This is a genomic window from Marinomonas hwangdonensis, assembly GCF_003721245.1.
Taxonomy (GTDB): domain Bacteria; phylum Pseudomonadota; class Gammaproteobacteria; order Pseudomonadales; family Marinomonadaceae; genus Marinomonas; species Marinomonas hwangdonensis.
The window spans coordinates 460,451-477,906 of the sequence record NZ_RIZG01000002.1; the positions used below are offsets into that span (position 1 = coordinate 460,451).

Annotated in this window: 15 protein-coding genes; 6 read left to right on the forward strand and 9 right to left on the reverse strand. The window is 43.9% G+C overall.

Annotated elements, in window-relative coordinates; translation table 11 throughout:
- Window positions 1–8: 8 nt before the first annotated feature.
- Window positions 9–2,447 carry an endopeptidase La gene (lon, locus tag EBI00_RS05165; protein WP_123094840.1) on the reverse strand — a complete coding sequence of 813 codons (2,439 nt, stop codon included), beginning with the start codon at window positions 2,445–2,447 and terminating at the stop codon, window positions 9–11.
- A 307-nt stretch (window positions 2,448–2,754) separates the two neighbouring features.
- Between lon and upp the strand changes: the two genes are divergently transcribed.
- Window positions 2,755–3,411 (forward strand): uracil phosphoribosyltransferase, encoded by a 657-nt coding sequence (upp, locus tag EBI00_RS05170; protein WP_123094841.1) that lies wholly within the window; start codon window positions 2,755–2,757, stop codon window positions 3,409–3,411.
- 115 nt (window positions 3,412–3,526) lie between these two features.
- Here upp and EBI00_RS05175 read toward each other — a convergent pair whose 3' ends face one another.
- The 3 genes from EBI00_RS05175 to EBI00_RS05185 form a co-directional block, all read right to left on the reverse strand.
- Window positions 3,527–4,147: a LysE family translocator gene (locus EBI00_RS05175; RefSeq protein WP_123094842.1), complete on the reverse strand. Its 621-nt coding sequence runs from the start codon at window positions 4,145–4,147 to the stop codon at window positions 3,527–3,529.
- A gap of 27 nt (window positions 4,148–4,174) precedes the next feature.
- Window positions 4,175–4,816: a TetR/AcrR family transcriptional regulator gene (locus EBI00_RS05180; protein WP_123094843.1), complete on the reverse strand. Its 642-nt coding sequence runs from the start codon at window positions 4,814–4,816 to the stop codon at window positions 4,175–4,177.
- A 491-nt stretch (window positions 4,817–5,307) separates the two neighbouring features.
- The gene (locus EBI00_RS05185) at window positions 5,308–6,477 is read right to left on the reverse strand and encodes a GGDEF domain-containing protein (protein ID WP_123094844.1); all 1,170 of its coding nucleotides are present in this window, start codon (window positions 6,475–6,477) and stop codon (window positions 5,308–5,310) included.
- A gap of 110 nt (window positions 6,478–6,587) precedes the next feature.
- Here EBI00_RS05185 and EBI00_RS05190 point away from each other — a divergent pair, with 110 nt between their 5' ends.
- The 3 genes from EBI00_RS05190 to EBI00_RS05200 all read left to right on the forward strand — a co-directional run bounded on the left by EBI00_RS05190 (window position 6,588) and on the right by EBI00_RS05200 (window position 10,600).
- A complete protein-coding gene (locus EBI00_RS05190) occupies window positions 6,588–7,559 on the forward strand; it encodes a glutathione S-transferase family protein (protein ID WP_123094845.1) in 972 nt (323 codons plus the stop codon).
- Window positions 7,560–7,729: 170 nt separating this feature from the next.
- The gene (locus EBI00_RS05195) at window positions 7,730–8,575 is read left to right on the forward strand and encodes a glucosaminidase domain-containing protein (RefSeq protein ID WP_123094949.1); all 846 of its coding nucleotides are present in this window, start codon (window positions 7,730–7,732) and stop codon (window positions 8,573–8,575) included.
- 108 nt (window positions 8,576–8,683) lie between these two features.
- Entirely contained in the window at window positions 8,684–10,600 is a 1,917-nt protein-coding gene (locus EBI00_RS05200) for a beta-ketoacyl synthase (RefSeq protein ID WP_123094846.1), read from the forward strand.
- 35 nt (window positions 10,601–10,635) lie between these two features.
- Here the strand turns inward: EBI00_RS05200 and EBI00_RS05205 are convergent, their stop codons facing one another.
- Entirely contained in the window at window positions 10,636–11,526 is an 891-nt protein-coding gene (locus tag EBI00_RS05205) for a LysR family transcriptional regulator (protein WP_123094847.1), read from the reverse strand.
- Between the two features lie 175 nt (window positions 11,527–11,701).
- Here EBI00_RS05205 and EBI00_RS05210 point away from each other — a divergent pair, with 175 nt between their 5' ends.
- Together EBI00_RS05210 and EBI00_RS05215 are read left to right on the forward strand one after the other, a co-directional pair.
- On the forward strand, window positions 11,702–12,241 hold the full coding sequence (locus EBI00_RS05210; RefSeq protein WP_123094848.1) for a YceI family protein: 540 nt from the start codon (window positions 11,702–11,704) through the stop codon (window positions 12,239–12,241).
- A 78-nt stretch (window positions 12,242–12,319) separates the two neighbouring features.
- Window positions 12,320–13,195 carry a hypothetical protein gene (locus tag EBI00_RS05215; protein ID WP_123094849.1) on the forward strand — a complete coding sequence of 292 codons (876 nt, stop codon included), beginning with the start codon at window positions 12,320–12,322 and terminating at the stop codon, window positions 13,193–13,195.
- A 30-nt stretch (window positions 13,196–13,225) separates the two neighbouring features.
- Here the strand turns inward: EBI00_RS05215 and EBI00_RS05220 are convergent, their stop codons facing one another.
- From EBI00_RS05220 to EBI00_RS05235, 4 genes are all read right to left on the reverse strand, one after another.
- Entirely contained in the window at window positions 13,226–13,615 is a 390-nt protein-coding gene (locus EBI00_RS05220; protein WP_241556957.1) for a hypothetical protein, read from the reverse strand.
- Window positions 13,616–13,674: 59 nt separating this feature from the next.
- Window positions 13,675–14,562: an SDR family oxidoreductase gene (locus EBI00_RS05225; RefSeq protein ID WP_123094851.1), complete on the reverse strand. Its 888-nt coding sequence runs from the start codon at window positions 14,560–14,562 to the stop codon at window positions 13,675–13,677.
- Complete coding sequence (locus EBI00_RS05230) at window positions 14,559–15,338, reverse strand: TatD family hydrolase (protein WP_123094852.1); 780 nt, start codon at window positions 15,336–15,338, stop codon at window positions 14,559–14,561. Before EBI00_RS05230 ends, EBI00_RS05225 begins: the two co-directional genes overlap by 4 nt.
- A 144-nt stretch (window positions 15,339–15,482) precedes the next feature.
- Window positions 15,483–17,039 carry a phosphoenolpyruvate carboxykinase gene (locus tag EBI00_RS05235; protein WP_123094853.1) on the reverse strand — a complete coding sequence of 519 codons (1,557 nt, stop codon included), beginning with the start codon at window positions 17,037–17,039 and terminating at the stop codon, window positions 15,483–15,485.
- Window positions 17,040–17,456 lie beyond the last annotated feature (417 nt).

A 17,456-nucleotide genomic window follows, 5' to 3' on the forward strand; every position in this document is an offset into this window, starting at 1 on the left:
TCAACAGACTAGTGAAGATGAGGATTTCCACGGTTAAAGACGATTTTTTCCACATCCGCAAAGCGTTCAGCGAAATGTATTGTCATGCCCTCTTTAACAGACTCTGGCAGCTCATCAAAGTCACGACGATTGGGTTCTGGTAAAATCACCTCACTAATTTTACTGCGTTTTGCGGCAATGATTTTCTCACGGATACCACCTACTGCCAGCACTTGACCGGTTAGTGTCAGCTCACCCGTCATAGCCAAGCCTCTTCGAACAGGCTCCCCTTTGGCTAATGACATCAACGCCGTCGCCATAGAAATTCCCGCACTTGGGCCGTCTTTTGGTGTTGCCCCTTCAGGCACATGCAGATGCACAAGGCTCTTATCGAAAAACTCAGGGAATTTTTGATAACTCTTCGCATGGGAGAACACATAGGAATAAGCGATTTCGGCGGATTCCTTCATCACATCACCCAGTTTACCAGTGAGTTTTAAGCCACGTGTTAGTTCATGTACTTTATTTGCTTCAATCGGTAGGGTTGCCCCGCCCATAGAAGTCCAAGCCAAGCCTGTCACTACACCAACCCCCTGCAAGGTCTTCTCGGGACGGAAATACGGCATGCCCAACAGCGTTTCGACGTCTTTCACACCGATGTTAATGCGTTCTTTGTCACCCGTCATCAGCTCGACCACACATTTACGCAATACTTTTTGCAGCAATTTGTCTAAGCCTCGAACCCCCGCTTCACGGGCATAATGTTCGATAATATGACGCAAGGCAGCGTCGGTAATGTTTAATTGCTTCTTCAACAGCTTGTTTTTCTTCAGTAGTTTCGGCCACAAGTGCTGTTTAGCAATAGCCAGTTTCTCTTCACCTATGTAGCCAGACAAACGAATGACATCCATCCTATCCAACAAGGGCGACGGAATCGTATCTAACTGATTTGCCGTACATATAAACAAGGCTTTAGACAAATCAATGCGCATGTCTAAATAATGATCTAAGAATTCGCTATTTTGCTCAGGGTCTAATGCTTCCAATAATGAAGAGGCAGGATCGCCTTGAAAGGAAGAACCAATCTTGTCGATCTCATCCAACATGATAACGGGGTTTTCGACTTCCACGTCTTTCAAGGCTTGAACAAACTTACCCGGCAAAGCACCTATATAGGTTCGTCGATGCCCTTTTATTTCCGCCTCATCGCGCATACCACCGAGGCTAAAGCGATAAAACTTCCGATTCAATGATTGCGCAATAGATTTACCAATAGAGGTTTTGCCCACCCCAGGTGGGCCCACAAGCAATAAAATACTTCCACCCATTTCGCCACGGTGGGCTCCCAAGGCCAAAAACTCGACAATGCGATCCTTTATATCCCCAAGTCCTGCATGATGAGATTCCAGCACATCACGCGCTAACGCGATGTCTAAATTATCTTTAGAATGAACCCCCCAAGGTAAGGACGTTGCCCAATCCAAATAATTTCGTGTCACACCGTACTCTGGTGATCCCGTCTCCAAAATACTTAATTTGTGTAACTCATCTTGAATTTTATTGTCGACGGCATCACTCATGATTTTTCCGTCCAAGCGAGATTTGAACATCTCGACATCGGCGGTACGATCGTCTTTTGACAACCCCAGCTCTTTTTGTATGACTTTCAGCTGCTCTTTAAGGAAAAAGTCTCTTTGATGTTTGCTGATTTTATCATTCACTTCAGCACTGATTTCATTTTGTAAACGAGCGATCTCCAGCTCCTTACGCAACAATATTAAGGACTGATGCATACGAGCTTGAATTGGGATTGTGGCAAGCACATCGTACAATTCATCGGCATCGGCCGACGTAATAGAGGCAGCAAAATCCGCTAACAATCCGGACTCATTGAATGAAAAACGCCCTAAATACTGTCGTAAATCCTCGCTAAACAAGGGATTTAAACGAATCAGCTCCTTAATCGCATCCAAAATAGCAATAGAATAGGCTCTTGATTCATCATCATTGGTTTTCACGTCACTGAGATAGCGAACACGAGCCAAATACGGCGCCGTATCACTCAACCATTCCACCACTTCAAATCGCTTAACCCCTTGAGCTAAAAAGGTCAGTTTATCGTTCTGCTTTTCCGCTCGATGCACTCTGGCCACACAGCCGATAGAACGAAACTCTTCTACATTAGGGGTTTTGCCACTTTTTTTATCGGCATACACCAAACCCACCACGGCTTGAGAGTGTTCGGCAATCCGCTCAACGGTTTCTTCCCACTGAGCAGCGTCAACCATAACGGGTTGTACTTGAGCTGGAAAAAATGGACGACTCGATACAGGTAAAACAAACAAGGTATCGGGTAAAACATCGTCGGGTAAGGCTAGGCCTTTCGGGTCACTAATAACCACACTCTCGTCTTCTGCCATAGTGTCATTTTCCTCTGGCGCATCTGAATATTGTTCGTCATCGTTCATAGTATACGTCTCAGTAAATCAATAAGTTGTGGCTGAAAAATAGGTAGGACTATTTTTTTAGGTTGTATCCTATGTAATGACATTCTTACCAAAAACAATACTGCGGCATTTTTTTACATAATCTTGTCATATTAAGTTTGCGGTTTCTCTCACACTAACCATACGGCCAAGATTAATTATTTGGTCACGTTCAAGTTAGTGTTATTATGTCGTTCTTTATACGAGAAAATACGGTCAAAAGCGGCACATAAAAAGCTCGCGGACCTTGTCCAGCAGACTGACAGCGACAAAAGAAAAGGAAAAAGAAATGACCCGCGACGAACTACTCAAGACCTACCCAGATATCTTTGTCATCAAGCATCCTTTTGTGATGCACAAGTTGACCAGCTTAAGAGATAAAAATACCAGTACACGCGAGTTTCGCATGCTGGTAGAAGAGCTAGGGACTCTTATTGGATATGAAGCAACGCGTGATTTGGAAACCATTGATGTTGAAGTGGAAACCCCTTTAGAAAAAGCCATGTGCCCTGTTTTAAAAGGCAAAAAACTGTGTATCGTGACCATTATGCGAGCAGGGAACGGATTAGCCGAAGGTGTGTTAAAACTTTCCCCTTCTGCCCGCGTGGGACATGTTGGCTTATATCGTGATCCAGACACTAAGCAGCCTGTCGAGTACTACCTAAAAATGCCGCACTCCGTAAACGAGCGTACCATTATTGTGGTTGACCCCATGTTAGCAACAGGTAATTCCGCCATTATGGCCATTGATAAAATGAAAGAAATGGGCGCGTCAGACATCCGCTTTATTTGTTTATTTGCCGCACCTGAGGGCATTCAAGCCTTTAAGGCAGCACACCCAGATGTTGCTATGTACATAGGCGCCATTGATCGTGAGCTGGATGAACACGCCTATATTCGCCCTGGCGTAGGCGATGCTGGCGATCGTATTTACGGCACACGCTAATACCAACAGCATGTATTGATTAACAAAAAGCCGTCTCTTTTTTTCCATCGAATTAAATCGATTAAAGAGACGGCTTCTTAGCCTTAATAATCCAACCCTGTATCAAAAAGCGATATTAACTTTTGAGTGCAAGAAAAGCCCCCGCACTCGCCATAATCCCACCAGCCGTTCTGTTCAGTGTTTTCATCGAGCGTTCTGATTTCATCAGTCGTCGAGCTTGAGCCGCGCTTACCGCAATCAACATCAGACCTAACGACAATCCAACCAAGGTTAACAAGGCCGCCAACACAATATCGACACCATTTAAGGTGGTTAAATCCATAAAAGTCGGTAAGAAAGCGATATAGAACAAGATGACCTTAGGATTAGACGCGGAAATCATAAAGCCCTGAACAAAACTCGACACGGCATTATGTGTAGGTAGGACACTTCCATCTGCAGAAAATTGTGCCACAGGTGATACCCACATTTTCCAGCCCAAATACATTAAATACGCGGCGCCTGCGTAGCGGATCGCTAAAAACAACTCCTCCCATGCCATCGCGATCGCCGCTAAACCAAAGCACGCCATAATCAAATAGGCAATGTCGCTCACAACCATTCCCGCACTCAAAAACACACTGGCACGGGCACCCTGCGACATACTGCGCGCCAAAATGGCAAACACACCAGGACCTGGGGTAATACCAAAAATAAAAATAGCGAGGAAAAACGTAATCCCACTTTCTAATGTCATCTTCTATACTCCATCAAAACACCACTATCATTCAACAACACCGCAACCCGCCAACACCATTCTAGTAATAAATTGTTTCGCTTCCTCATAATCCTTTTTTTCTAACGACTCTTTCTGCAAAAGAATTTTCACTTGTGCATCAAAATCCGCGTAAGTCTGCGTCATCGCCCAAATACTAATAAAAAGGTGTTCGGTCGGAACAGGCGCCATGAGCCCTTGATGTACCCAAGTATCAATGGTGTCTTTTTCACGTTGAAGCTCAGAAACAAACAAACTTCGAAGATAGTCTAAAACAAAACGCTCCTCCCCAATCAGTGCCATGGCAAAAATTTTAGAGGCATTTTTGTTGGTGCGAGACTGATCAATCTTCTCACTAATATAGCGCGTTAAATTACGTTTTGGGCCTTCTTCAACATTAAACTCACTCACAGAATCGAGCCAAAGACGTAGAATCTGCTCTAACACAGCCTCGAGCAAATCTTTTTTGGAGCGATAATAATAATGGACATTGGCCTTTGGCAGGCCGGCCTCGTCAGCAATCATCTGCGTGGTTGTTTTAGCCAATCCCTGTCGAGCAAAAACACGCTCAGAGGTTTCTAAAATAAGCGCTTGATTCTGGGCACGTATATGGGCTTTTAACTGGTCTTTTGGGCGTTTTTCTTCGCTCAATGTATCACCTCAAAAATGCATTTGGCTTGCGCTGTCATGTTAAGATAATCAGCGCGTTAGACGTTATTTGAACAAGTATCAGAAGAGTAGCATTGTTTGTGAATGAGACGAAGTACTGAGAAGAATTGGCCATAAAAAAAGGGAGCCGAAGCTCCCCATTTCCCCTCGCAGCAGAGACCTTAATGACTATAGGCATTCATCATTAGGCTAACTGCTACACCACGTTGGCGCTGTGATCGAGTCACGATAGACATGAACTCAATGTGCTGTTCGATGAGTTTCAATCAACTAGCGTTAAAGCTGTTTTTGAAAAATTGAAAATCGTCGTTGTAATCTGATGTACAAACTAACCACAACAGCGCTTGTTAAAGCGGTTTAGCTAGAGTAAGTATCTGCAATTATAAACAGCAGAATTCACAGTGCAATAGCCTGAGACAAAAAAACTGACCGAATGATCAAATATTTTTAACCCTCAATGTTTACCACCCATTTTAGCGACTTTTACTCGCGAGTTTTTTTGGCTCAAAAGACGCAGACACTCGATTTCTGCCTTTCTTTTTAGATTGATACAAGGCTTCATCCGCTCGTTTTAAAACATCACTGGCTGGCTCACCAAGAGAAGCAAAAGCCACGCCGAAACTGGCCGTCACGTTTATCTCTACTTCCTGTTTCTTTTTTGGGTCAAACACCTCAACAAAGGTTTCTTCAATACTATGCCGAACCAATTCTAAAATGTCTTCCGCCTCATCAAGTTGTCGCCCTCGAAATACAATCGTAAACTCTTCTCCACCATAGCGAAACGCCTTCCCAGGCACAGAATACCGTTTCAACTGAGCTGCCACACTTTTTAAGACCTTATCTCCCATATCATGCCCGTAGGTATCGTTAAACGCTTTAAAATGGTCAACATCTACCATGGCAATGGCATACTGTTTAGGCAAGCCAACTAATTGCTCATTTAAAGCACGACGACTCGGTAGTTGAGTCAAATCATCCATATAAGCCATGCGATGACTTTCCAATAGCAAAAACCAAATCCACAATAAAAACTGAGCGGAAAGCAAAGCGTCAAATTGATCGTCCGAGGTAACGGAATAACTGATGATTAACAAACTCACTATGCTCATTAGGCCGCTAGCACGAAACACATCGCCCGTTAGCCACCAGGCTAAACCAACCGCAGACAGACTGAGAACCACCACACTCCATAACAGTACCGATGACCAGCTAACGCTCAAACCAAAGAAGGCAGAATCCAAAAAGGCAAACGAAACCCAGCCTCGCTCAATGGCATAGCACCAACACACCAGCATCACCACAAACAACATTCGGTTTATCGCAAAACGATTAAAAAAACCACGTTCGGGTAAAAAACTCAGTAATGCAATACAAAAACACGACACCACTAGGTACGCTGTTAATGACGCGTCTTGATTAAAATTCCCATACAACTTGGGAATTAACAGCAACAAAACCAAGATCAATACACGACCTTTATTAAAATGCCATGCTAAAAAAACCGCGACTCCCGCAAGGATGAGAGGCAAAAACGGAAGCACATTGATCCACAAAGGTGGCAACAAGTTGACATACAAACTAGCGTAAACGCTAAGTAGCAAGACAAAACACGGCACTAAAAATGAACTTAGACGTTCAGACATATCAATTTCAAACCTATCGAATCATTCGATGAAATACGACCGATATATTGCCCCGAAAAGGATTCATTTTCATCAATAATAGTCATTAACTTAATGAAAAGGACGAAGCAATGGGATTACTCGTAGAGGGTAAATGGGTCGACCAGTGGTACGACACCGACAAAAGCAAAGGTAAATTTGTACGTGGCGAGTCTATTTTTAGAAACTGGATCTACCCAGATAAAGAATATGACGAGAACAATTCAGAACACTTTCCAGCCCAATCAGGACGTTATCATCTTTACGTCTCTTTAGCATGTCCATGGGCCCATCGAGCTATTGTGTTTATCAAACTTAAGCAACTGGAAGACATTATCAGTATCAGTTGTGTTCACCCTGACATGCTGGAAAATGGCTGGGAGTTTAAAAAAGACGAGGCATTTGATGATGCCAACGTGGCCATAGGAGATCCACTTCATCATTTTGATTTTGCCCACCAGTTGTATACCAAAGCTCAACCAGACTACAGCGGAAGAGTGACGGTTCCCATACTTTGGGACAAAGAGAAAGAAACCATAGTGTCCAACGAGTCGGCTGACATCATTCGCATTTTTAACCGTGCTTTTAACGATCTAACCGGCAACCAGCTGGATTTCTATCCTGCGGACAAGGCGGCAGAAATAGACGAGTTAAATGAGCGAATTTACCATACAGTAAATAACGGCGTTTATAAGTCCGGATTCGCCACCACACAAACCGCCTACGAAGAGGCTTTAGTGCCCCTGTTTGAAACACTGGATTTCTTGGAGCACTTACTCACACAAAGACGCTACTTGCTAGGCGAAGAACAAACGGAGGCGGATTGGCGTTTGTTCACCACCTTGATACGGTTTGATGCGGTGTATTTTGGCCACTTTAAATGCAACTTAAAAAGAATCCTTGATTATCCCCATATCAACGCCTATCTAAAACGCTTACATGACGTACCCGGCATTGCCGAAACGATCAATTTCCAACACATTAAACGTCATTATTACTTTAGTCACAAAACCATTAATCCAACTCAAATCGTGCCAGTAGGACCTGATCACTTGTTTAATTAAGATGTCACATTTGAGGTAAGCAATCGTGGCAAACTAAAGGAGACTGCACTAGAGTCTATGAATGTGGGTCTTTTTTGAGGATAATAGGCCCACAATTACTCGCCTTCTATGCGTCGCTGTTTGCTGATCCTAGAACGCACACGATGAATTTTCGACATTTGTGGTTATTTATGGAAAAAAAAATACTTTGGGCCATCTCTATCATCTTGATACTCATATTGTGGATCAAAGCGGGTCCCTTTAAAGACGATACCAATGGCAGTGAGTCAAGCTCAAATGAGCTTTACAGCGATGCCACAGAAGATGAAAAGAAATACTACAAGTCGCACCCGATTAAAACGCCACGACCAGACTTCGCTGCCATTGCAGACATCGGTGAGCGTAAAAGTGCTTTTTTTAGTTACTTGACCCCTTTCGTCAATGAAAAAAACAACCTAATTCTCAAGGATAGGACTCGCCTAACGTCCTTGATGGACAGCAACAAAGCGCTGTCTAGTAAGGATAAGAAGTGGGTTTCAATGCTGCGCAAAGATTATCGCCTCGAACAACTCGAGAGCTATACAAAAGAAGATTTATCTGAGTTACTCGATCGTCTGGATATCATTCCTGTCTCCTTGGTACTGGCCCAAGCGGCGAACGAATCAGCTTGGGGCATGTCACGGTTTGCAACCGAAGGGAATAATTTTTTCGGTCAGTGGTGTTTTAGAAAAGGTTGTGGCCTAGTACCAGAATCTCGCGATAGCGATGCAGACCATGAGGTACGTAAGTTTAAAGACCCTCGTGAATCTGTTTTTGCCTACATTGATAACTTGAACACCAATAATGCCTACAAAGAATTGAGAGCAACTCGCTCTCAATTGCGCACGAATAATGAAGAAATTACCGGGCTCGCACTGGTGGGTGACTTGCAGCGCTACTCTGAAAGGGGTCAAGATTATGTGGAAGAAATCGCTGGGCTGATTAACTACAACAAATTGTGGCGATTTAATCGCTACCAGCCGTCACCTGAAATATAATAATCATCAATATACTCTTAAATCGCCTGATGTGGGGTGGCTAACCGCCCCCCCCTTCATTACAATATCCCATTCTTTTTTTCCCACTCATAAAACGAGGAAATTCAATTGGCCCGTTTACCTGTAATTGTTGGCTTTGGCGGAATCAATTCGGCTGGTCGTACTTCTTCACATCAAGCCTACCGCCGTATTGTTTTTGATCTGCTTCCAGAATCAGTCCAACAGGATGTTTTACTTGATCTCGCAACGATCACAAACATGGCTGAACATAAAAACGGCCTTTGGTATACCAACAGTGGGGAAGCATTAGATGCAGCAGCCCTAGTGGAAGGTATTGGTGATTCCTTGCTTGCTCGGACCTTAATTCGACGCATTCACCCCAGTTTGTTTGATGTTGACCATGTGGTGCTGCACAAGTCCACTACCTTGCACGCAGGTCAAGACAGTGAAAAGCTCAGTTTTACGATAAAAACGCGGTCTTTACCCAGCGATCGCCCGACAAACTGGCAAGTAAAAGCCTTGTCAGACAGCGTCAGCGAAGTCACTGTTGATGGTAACTTAGAGACCTTTATTAAGGATACTAAACCCCTTTCCGTAAAAGCAGCGGGACAACTGCCAACGGGGTTTGATCCATCAAAACTCTACCAAAGCCGTAACCATCCCCGTGGATTACAAATGACCATTTACGGCGCCTCCGACGCTGTAAAAAGCAGTGGTATTGATTGGGAAGTGATTCGTAGCAAGGTAGCGCCAGATCAAATCGCCGTTTATGCCGCTAACTCGATTGGACAAATGGACGACCTTGGTTTTGGAGGCATGCTAAAATCGGCCCTCATGGGCAAGCGCACAACCTCAAAGCACCTTCCTCTTGGCTATGCACAAATGCCTGCGGATTTTGTAAACGCTTATATTCTAGGCAGTGTTGGTAACGTTGGTACGTCAATCGGCGCTTGCGCGACCTACTTCTTTAACCTAGAAAAAGCCATTGAAGGCATTAAGTCGGGGAAATTTCGTGTTGCCATGGTGGGTGGCAGTGATGCGCCTATCACGCCAGAAATCATAGAAGGTTTTAGAACCATGGGAGCGCTGGCTGAAGACGCAGCGCTGCTTGCTCTGGATCAAATCACAAACCAAGACGAGCCGGACCACACTCGCAGCTGTCGACCCTTTGCTCAAAATTGCGGTTTTACCATTGGTGAATCCAGCCAATGGACACTCTTGATGGACGATGAGCTTGCCATTGAGTTAGGTGCCGAGATATTTGGAGCCATACCAGCGGTATTTTCTTACGCTGACGGCCATAAAAAGTCCATATCAGCACCTGGTATAGGTAATTACCTGACCATGAGCAAGGCCATGGCTTATCTTCAAAACATCATAGGAAATGATGGCCTAACCCAGCGAACCTTTATTCAAGCTCACGGCACAAGTACGCCACAAAACCGCATTACGGAATCACACGTACTCAGCCAAGCCGCAACTAGCTTTGGTGCCACAGGCATTCCAGTTGTAGCAATGAAAGCTTTTCTTGGTCATTCTCAGGGCACTGCGGGTGGAGATCAACTGCATTTATCCTTGGGTGTTTGGAAAGACGGTATACTGCCCGGCATTACGACATCTCATGCTATCGCTGAAGACGTTTACCAAGAAGGCTTGAAATTCCAACTCAAGCACCAAACCTACGGGAAAGACTATTTCGACGCCGCATTGCTTAATTCAAAGGGCTTTGGCGGCAACAACGCTACGGCGGTTTTGTTGTCTCCAAACCAGACAATGAAAATGCTCAAAAAACGTTATAGTGTTGAAGCTCTTGAGGCCTACCAAGCGAAAAACGCAGAGGTGGTTGCCGTCGCAGAAGACTACAATCAGGCCGCAATTCGTGGTGAAATATTGCCAACCTACAAATTTGGTTTTAACGTTCTAGGCGGTGAAGAGCTGACTATTTCAGATACCGAAATTCATCTACCAGGTTACGACCTTCCCGTCGATTTAAACCTTGAAAATGAATTTAGCGACTTAAAATAAGTCGCTAAATTCATTGGCTAATACCGAGTGGTATATCAGGTATTAGCCAATTCTTTTTGTAGAAAATCTAGTAACAACTGCACTTTTCTCGACATGAGCTTACGTTGCGGATAGATCGCATGAAAGCAAATCTCGTACCCCTTATAACTTGGCAAAAGGTCGACCAACTCCCCTCTCTCAATGTGTTTTTCCACCAGAAAATCAGGCTGATAAATCACCCCTAATCCCGCCAAAGCAAAACGCACTAAAGCTCCACCGTTGTTCACTTTAAAGCGACCAGTCACGGTTATATTTTTAGTCTCTCCCTGCGCGTCAATCAGCGACCATCGGTCGGGAATGGCAGAATTGCTATACAAAAGACAAGAATGACTTTTTAAGTCATCAAGACCCTGTGGCATCCCATGAACAGCCACATAGTCAGGCGAAGCACACACATACCCTTTGCCATAGCAAAGGGGACGAGCAACGAATTGATCACCACCCAAATCCCCCCCTCGAATGGCAACATCAACTCCAGACTCTGTCATATCCACTCTCTTGTCACTAAAATCTACATCGAATTCAATATCAGGATACAAGCGTGAAAAGCAATCTAATAAAGGGACGATATGAGACAACCCGAAATCCATAGGAACACTGATCTTTAGTAAACCTTTAGGTTTTTGTACTAACTCCCCCATGTCACTTTCAGCTTCTTCAACAGCATCCAGTATCGCAATACAATGTTGATAATATTTTCGGCCAGCATGGGTGATACTGATATTACGAGTGTTTCTTTGGAGTAATTTCGTCCCTAACTCCTCTTCTATCGAGTTAACAAAACGTGTCACCATAGGACGGGAAATACCGAGTGAATCGCTCGCTACCTTAAAGCTTTCAGCCTCGTAAACACGGCAAAATACCTTCATTGCTTGAAACTTATCCACACATTTACCCTATAAATTAAAAATAATGATTAGATAGAATTGTTCTATACGGAATAAGACTAGCCTTAAGATTATTTCTTTAAAGTTAATATTGAATTGTATTTTAAGGTAATTATTTATCAAATGAAAAGAGTTAAACTAATTTCATGTTTAATCATCCATAAAGGACGTTATTATGAAAATCATTACTCTGCTTTCCCTTGGTCTTGCCTCTACGATCGCTGTTGCTGCTGACTACAAAGTTGACCCAGCTCACTCTGCGGTCACTTTCGAAGTGGGCCACCTTGGCGTTAGTACCACTCCAGGACGTTTTAACGAAATGGAAGGCAATTATTCCTACTCTGACGATGGCAAAACCGGCGAAGTGTCTTTCGTGATTCAATCCGCCAGTATTGACACTAACCACGAAGCACGTGACAAACATTTGCGCAGCCCAGATTTTCTTAACGTAAAACAGTTTCCAACATTAACCTTCAAAAGCACGTCTTTTGACGGCGAGAAACTGGTAGGGGATTTAACCCTGCATGGCGTGACTAAAACCGTTACTTTTGATGTGGAAAAAATTGGCGAAGGCACAGATCCTTGGGGTGGCTACCGCTCTGGTTTTGAAGCCAGCACGGAAATCAATCGCAGTGACTTTGGTATTACCTACTTCATCCCAGGTGTGTCCGATAAAACAGACATCACGGTTTACGTCGAAGGCATTCGTCAGTAATCGTTTATTACAGGCGCTTAAAAGCGCTTTTTAAACCAAAACCTAAGTCAATATTGCAGTCAAAATAGGAAAAGCACCGTGTACGATCAAGCTAGCAATACCAATATTATTATGTTGTTAAACACAGCAATTTACCCCTTTATTGCTGCGTTAATAACCAGTTTCATTGTTAGCCGACTGGCGCGCGGGGCTTCCTTACTTGGCGGCTTTGCTGGCTTCGCTGTTGGGCTTGGCCTGGTACACCCAGGCCTGAGTTTCCCACCCAACCAAGCCATTGATTACTACTCAATGTGTATCCTGATCGCCATTATTGTATGGGGATGCTTAACGCTGGGTAAGGCCTCTGCGGCTTTAAACGTCGTCGTTTTAGCACTGTTTAGTGGCTCTTTTTACCTTCTACTCAATCCAGTACTGACACATTCTGGCATGGTAGTTAGCCTTAGCTGGGCGGTCGCGTGCGGCTTGACGGTCTCTTTTTATTATCTCATTCTGAATAAAACAAAAAATTCAGAGACATTCCAAACCGAAGGTCAACGTCGCTTTTACAAACAAATTCCATTTATTGGGTTCGTGATAGTTGCAGGCGGTGCTGCCCCAGTCGTATCGATTGGAGGAAGCCTATTAATTGGACAACTCTTAGGGGTTTTTAGTGCAGCCTTATCTGGCTACCTTGTTATTAATTACTTCACACAGGCACTCAACGACAAGGCAAGCAATGCAGCACAGAGCGCTGCCCTATTACTGATCTTAGGCGGTTTACTGACACAGAGTCATGTACTTGCCGACATCCCTCTGTATGTCACTTTGATGTTTGTGGCAAACGCATTTGTTACTCCCGTCATCATGACCCTAAGTAACAAATTGAAACACATTTTAATTGGCCAACTGATGTTTACCGTAGCAACAAGCGGCTTAAGTTTGTGGCTGGTATGGCCTGCAGGCAGCTTATATTAATAGACCATAAGAGATGATTTTTAGGGGGGATTACCCCCTGAAAATTGAACGTGAAGGTTGCCACAGAGGCAAAATAATCGCCGCTATAAGGCAATTCACTATACCGAAGGAAAGCAAATAGAAAACCTCTATTTGGTTCAAATCTAGATGCAAACTGACAAAAACAGCGTTAGGAAAAAAGATAAATAACCAAGTACCCACCACGAGAGAAAAACGACCGATACCAGACAGCCCTTTCGCTTTTACCAACAACCATGCAGTAAACATTAAGTACGCGATAACAGAAAGGGGGAAAACCGTCATAACAGCGACAGAAGGTATGTTTGTTCCCTGCTCTGATGACAAGCGCCCCAAAAACTCGATGGGCGTAGAAGCATACCAGAGCACACCCACCAACATCTGAAGGATAAAAGCGAACACGACAGCCTTGTAATTTATTTTGTACACACCTACCTCAACTATTCATTAAATCCAATTGACTATGGGCTTTTACTGGCCTGACAAAGCTGTTTTACTAGCGTTCGCAACTTAGAGCGCCAAGGACGTTGTTTTATACCAAAATGATTAAATACCCTACGGCATGACAAAGATTGGCGTTTCATGATGGTAATATCATCGATTTGGAGAAATGAATCCGTAATCACTTCCACATCAACTTGCTCTTTTGGATTAAATTGACTGGATGTAGCAACAATCGCTTCAACCAAACCAACCCAACTGATTTCTTCTGCGCAGCAATAATGATAAATGCCCGTATTTTGAGAGCCATAATGCCCTTGATTCACCATGGAGAGCACCACGCGACTTAAATCAGACACAGGAGTTGGGCTGCCTATCAAATCGTCCTTATAAGCCAGATTAACACCATCTTGGATCAAACCCAGCGTTCGACAAACAAAATCGTCACCCTTACCACTAAAAAGCCAGCCAGTTCGCAGCACAATATTGTCAGGATTACTCAACACTATGGATTCTGTTTTAACCAAAGCTAGTGCGTAAGGATCAGTACTGTCTGGAGTATCCGTCTCGGCATAAGGTGCATCCTTACTGCCCGAAAATACTCTTGCGCTACTAATCATGATCAGAGGTTTGCCCGTCTGCTTACTTAAATACTCTAGCGTTGATTGAAACTTACCGTAGTTGTCTTGAAGGGCAAGTCGTAGACTCAAGGCATCAATCACCACATCGTACTTTATGGCCTCCAGCTGAGGCAGCTGATTCCGATCAAGCAACATAGATTCATCAGGGCAAACCCATTCAAACCCAGGCTTGCCTTCAGAAAATGACAACAGAGACGAGCCGACTTCGGTATTACTCCCCAGCAATAAAACACGAATAGGAGCATTGATATCTTGTGAATTGTTCAAAGTAAATCCTCATTCCACTTAGGAAAAACACTTAGCAGGTTTTCATAGGCCTGACGTGTGACCTGATCGACATCTTCTTCTCTTATGTTGGCAATGTGCTGCACAATACAAGGAAGAGACAAGGGGGTATTTGTCTGCCCCTGAAAACCACTGATTGGCATATCAGGCGAATCCGTTTCAAGCACATAGTCTCTAGCGTCTAAAGACGCCAGTACGCGATGCGCTTTTTTGGCCCGAGGATACGTCACAGTACCGCCAATGCCCAACACAAAACCCAGCGCGGTGAATCGCTTGGCCTGTTCAAGGCTGCCATTAAAAGCATGAACAATACCGCCCCTATCAAAACCACCTTGCCGTAAGCACTTTAATACCAAATCATAACTCTTTCTTGCGTGCAATATAACAGGCAATCGTAACATCTTAGCCACACTGAGCTGGCGCAATAAATACGCCTTCTGAATATCCATATCAACCGCTCCCGGCCAACAGTCCAGACCGATTTCACCGACCGCCATAACACGCTCAGTGTCACACTGTTCAGCGAGCCCATCTATCTGCTTCAAAGTGGCTTCTCGCAAAAAGTACGGATGCAAACCATAAGCAACACGCCAAGTCGGATAACGCTTAACCAAATGATTAATCTTCCCCCAACTCTCGAACCGCGTGGCAGGCACCAAAAAACCCGACACACCTTGCTCGGCACATCGAACCATTAGTTCATCACGCTGGCCATCGAAAACGGCTAAGTCAAGATGGCAGTGGCTATCAATTAACATAGAAAAAACATACGCTTATAGTTTATTCAACAACATCGCCCTAAAACGACATCACTACTCACCTTAAAAACACAATCACTACTTACCTTAAAAACAAAAAAAGCCGTGCAAACGCACAGCTTTTTGTGAACGAGTATTTGTATACTAGAGAGACGGGCCTGCCTTGACAATACTCTCTGACACAGAATCAAACTTCTTGAAGTTTTCAACAAACTGAGAAATTAAGTTTTTCGCTTGTGCTTGATAAGCCGCTTGATCAGACCATGTTTTACGTGGATTCAACAACGCAGTATCAACACCAGGCACCTGTGTTGGCACATCTAAGTTCACATCATCCAAGTGCTCTGTCTCAGCGCCAATAAGGGCACCAGACTGTATAGCCGCAATCACTGCACGAGTTGTTGGAATGCTGAATCGCTTGCCGCCTTGACCATGTGCACCGCCGGTCCATCCAGTATTAACCAGATACACCTTGCTGCCAAACTCTTCAATACGCTTGATCAATAGATCCGCATAAACATCGGCAGAACGCGGGAAGAAAGGCGCACCGAAACAGGTAGAGAACGTCGATTTGATACCCGTTCCAGCACCCATTTCCGTAGAACCAACCAAGGCTGTGTAACCACTCAAGAAATGGTAAGCCGCGGCTTCTTTTGTCAAGATTGAAACTGGCGGTAATACTCCTGTTAAATCGCACGTCAAAAAGATAATAGCGTTTGGTTCCCCAGCGCGGTTATCCGCTGCACGTTTTTCAATGTGCTCACGAGGGTACCCTGCGCGGCCATTTTGAGTCAGTGACGTGTCCGTGTAATCGGCAACACGCGTATTCGCATCTAACACGACGTTTTCAACAATGGTACCAAACTTGATCGCATCCCAAATGATAGGCTCGTTCTTCTGAGACAAATCGATGGTTTTAGCGTAACAACCGCCTTCGATGTTAAATACAGTATCTTTGCCCCAACCGTGCTCATCATCGCCAATCAGGAAACGCTCTGGATCAGCCGATAGAGTCGTTTTACCCGTCCCTGACAAACCAAAGAATAAAGTCACGTCACCTTCTGTTCCGACGTTCGCGGCACAATGCATCGGTAATACGTCATGAGCGGGCAATAAATAGTTTTGCACAGAGAACATGGCTTTTTTCATCTCACCAGCGTAACGCATACCCGCGATAAGCACTTTACGCTCAGCAAAGTTTAGAATCACGCAGCCATCGGAGTTAGTGCAATCACGATCAGGCTCACAAACAAAATCTGGCGCATTCAGAATTTGCCATTCAGATTTATCTGATGGGTTATATATATCAGGACGAATGAATAGATTACGACCAAACAAATGATGCCATGCCGTCTCAGTACGCATCACAACAGGCAAATAGTATTCGTCGCCCGCCCCCACATGAATGTGAGAAACATAAGACTCTTTGCCATTAAGATAAGCAGATACACGGTCCCACAACGGTGCAAACTTTTCTTCTGGGAAGGGGCGATTTACCGGCCCCCAATGAATACTGTCTTTGCTAGATGCCTCTTCCACAATGAAGCGATCCATAGGTGAGCGTCCGGTGCGAGCTCCTGTTTCAACGACTAAAGCGCCATTGTCTGCAAGAACACCTTCGCCGTTTTGCAAAGCCTTTTCGACGAGTTGCGGCGTCGTTAAATTTGAGTGAACAATGGTTACGTCTGATGCGGCGTTCATGTTGCTTAATCCTCTGAACTATAAAAAGATTGTCTGATGTTTTTTTATTATTATGATGAAGTTTTTCCAGTAATAAACATGTTAACAAAACAATCTAAGAAAACATATTGTTATAACTATATGTTATTTTATTACCATTTTGAAACTTTATTATAAAATATAAAGCATTGATATTATTGGTATTTTCAAAAATACACCAAGAAAAAACACCAATTTAACCTCGATCTAGAGGTTAAATTAAGAGCCTTTTTGGTAGTTTTTTTTCTTTCTTGTTATCTTTATACAATCTGGGATTTTTTTCACAAACTCATCAGATAAAAATGCCATTAGCCCATTTCGCTGCATTCATTTAGAAAAGCGGCAAACGCCTAGGTTTTAAGCAAAAAAACCGAATATTTTGTTTTTTCTTCACCTTAA

Coding starts and splice junctions, on each gene's coding strand:
- lon (WP_123094840.1), bottom strand. CDS start 2,447: ATGAACGATGACGAACAATATTCAGATGCGCCAGAGGAAAATGACACT.
- upp (WP_123094841.1), top strand. CDS start 2,755: ATGACCCGCGACGAACTACTCAAGACCTACCCAGATATCTTTGTCATC.
- EBI00_RS05175 (WP_123094842.1), bottom strand. CDS start 4,147: ATGACATTAGAAAGTGGGATTACGTTTTTCCTCGCTATTTTTATTTTT.
- EBI00_RS05185 (WP_123094844.1), bottom strand. CDS start 6,477: ATGTCTGAACGTCTAAGTTCATTTTTAGTGCCGTGTTTTGTCTTGCTA.
- EBI00_RS05190 (WP_123094845.1), top strand. CDS start 6,588: ATGGGATTACTCGTAGAGGGTAAATGGGTCGACCAGTGGTACGACACC.
- EBI00_RS05195 (WP_123094949.1), top strand. CDS start 7,730: ATGGAAAAAAAAATACTTTGGGCCATCTCTATCATCTTGATACTCATA.
- EBI00_RS05210 (WP_123094848.1), top strand. CDS start 11,702: ATGAAAATCATTACTCTGCTTTCCCTTGGTCTTGCCTCTACGATCGCT.
- EBI00_RS05230 (WP_123094852.1), bottom strand. CDS start 15,338: ATGTTAATTGATAGCCACTGCCATCTTGACTTAGCCGTTTTCGATGGC.
- EBI00_RS05235 (WP_123094853.1), bottom strand. CDS start 17,039: ATGAACGCCGCATCAGACGTAACCATTGTTCACTCAAATTTAACGACG.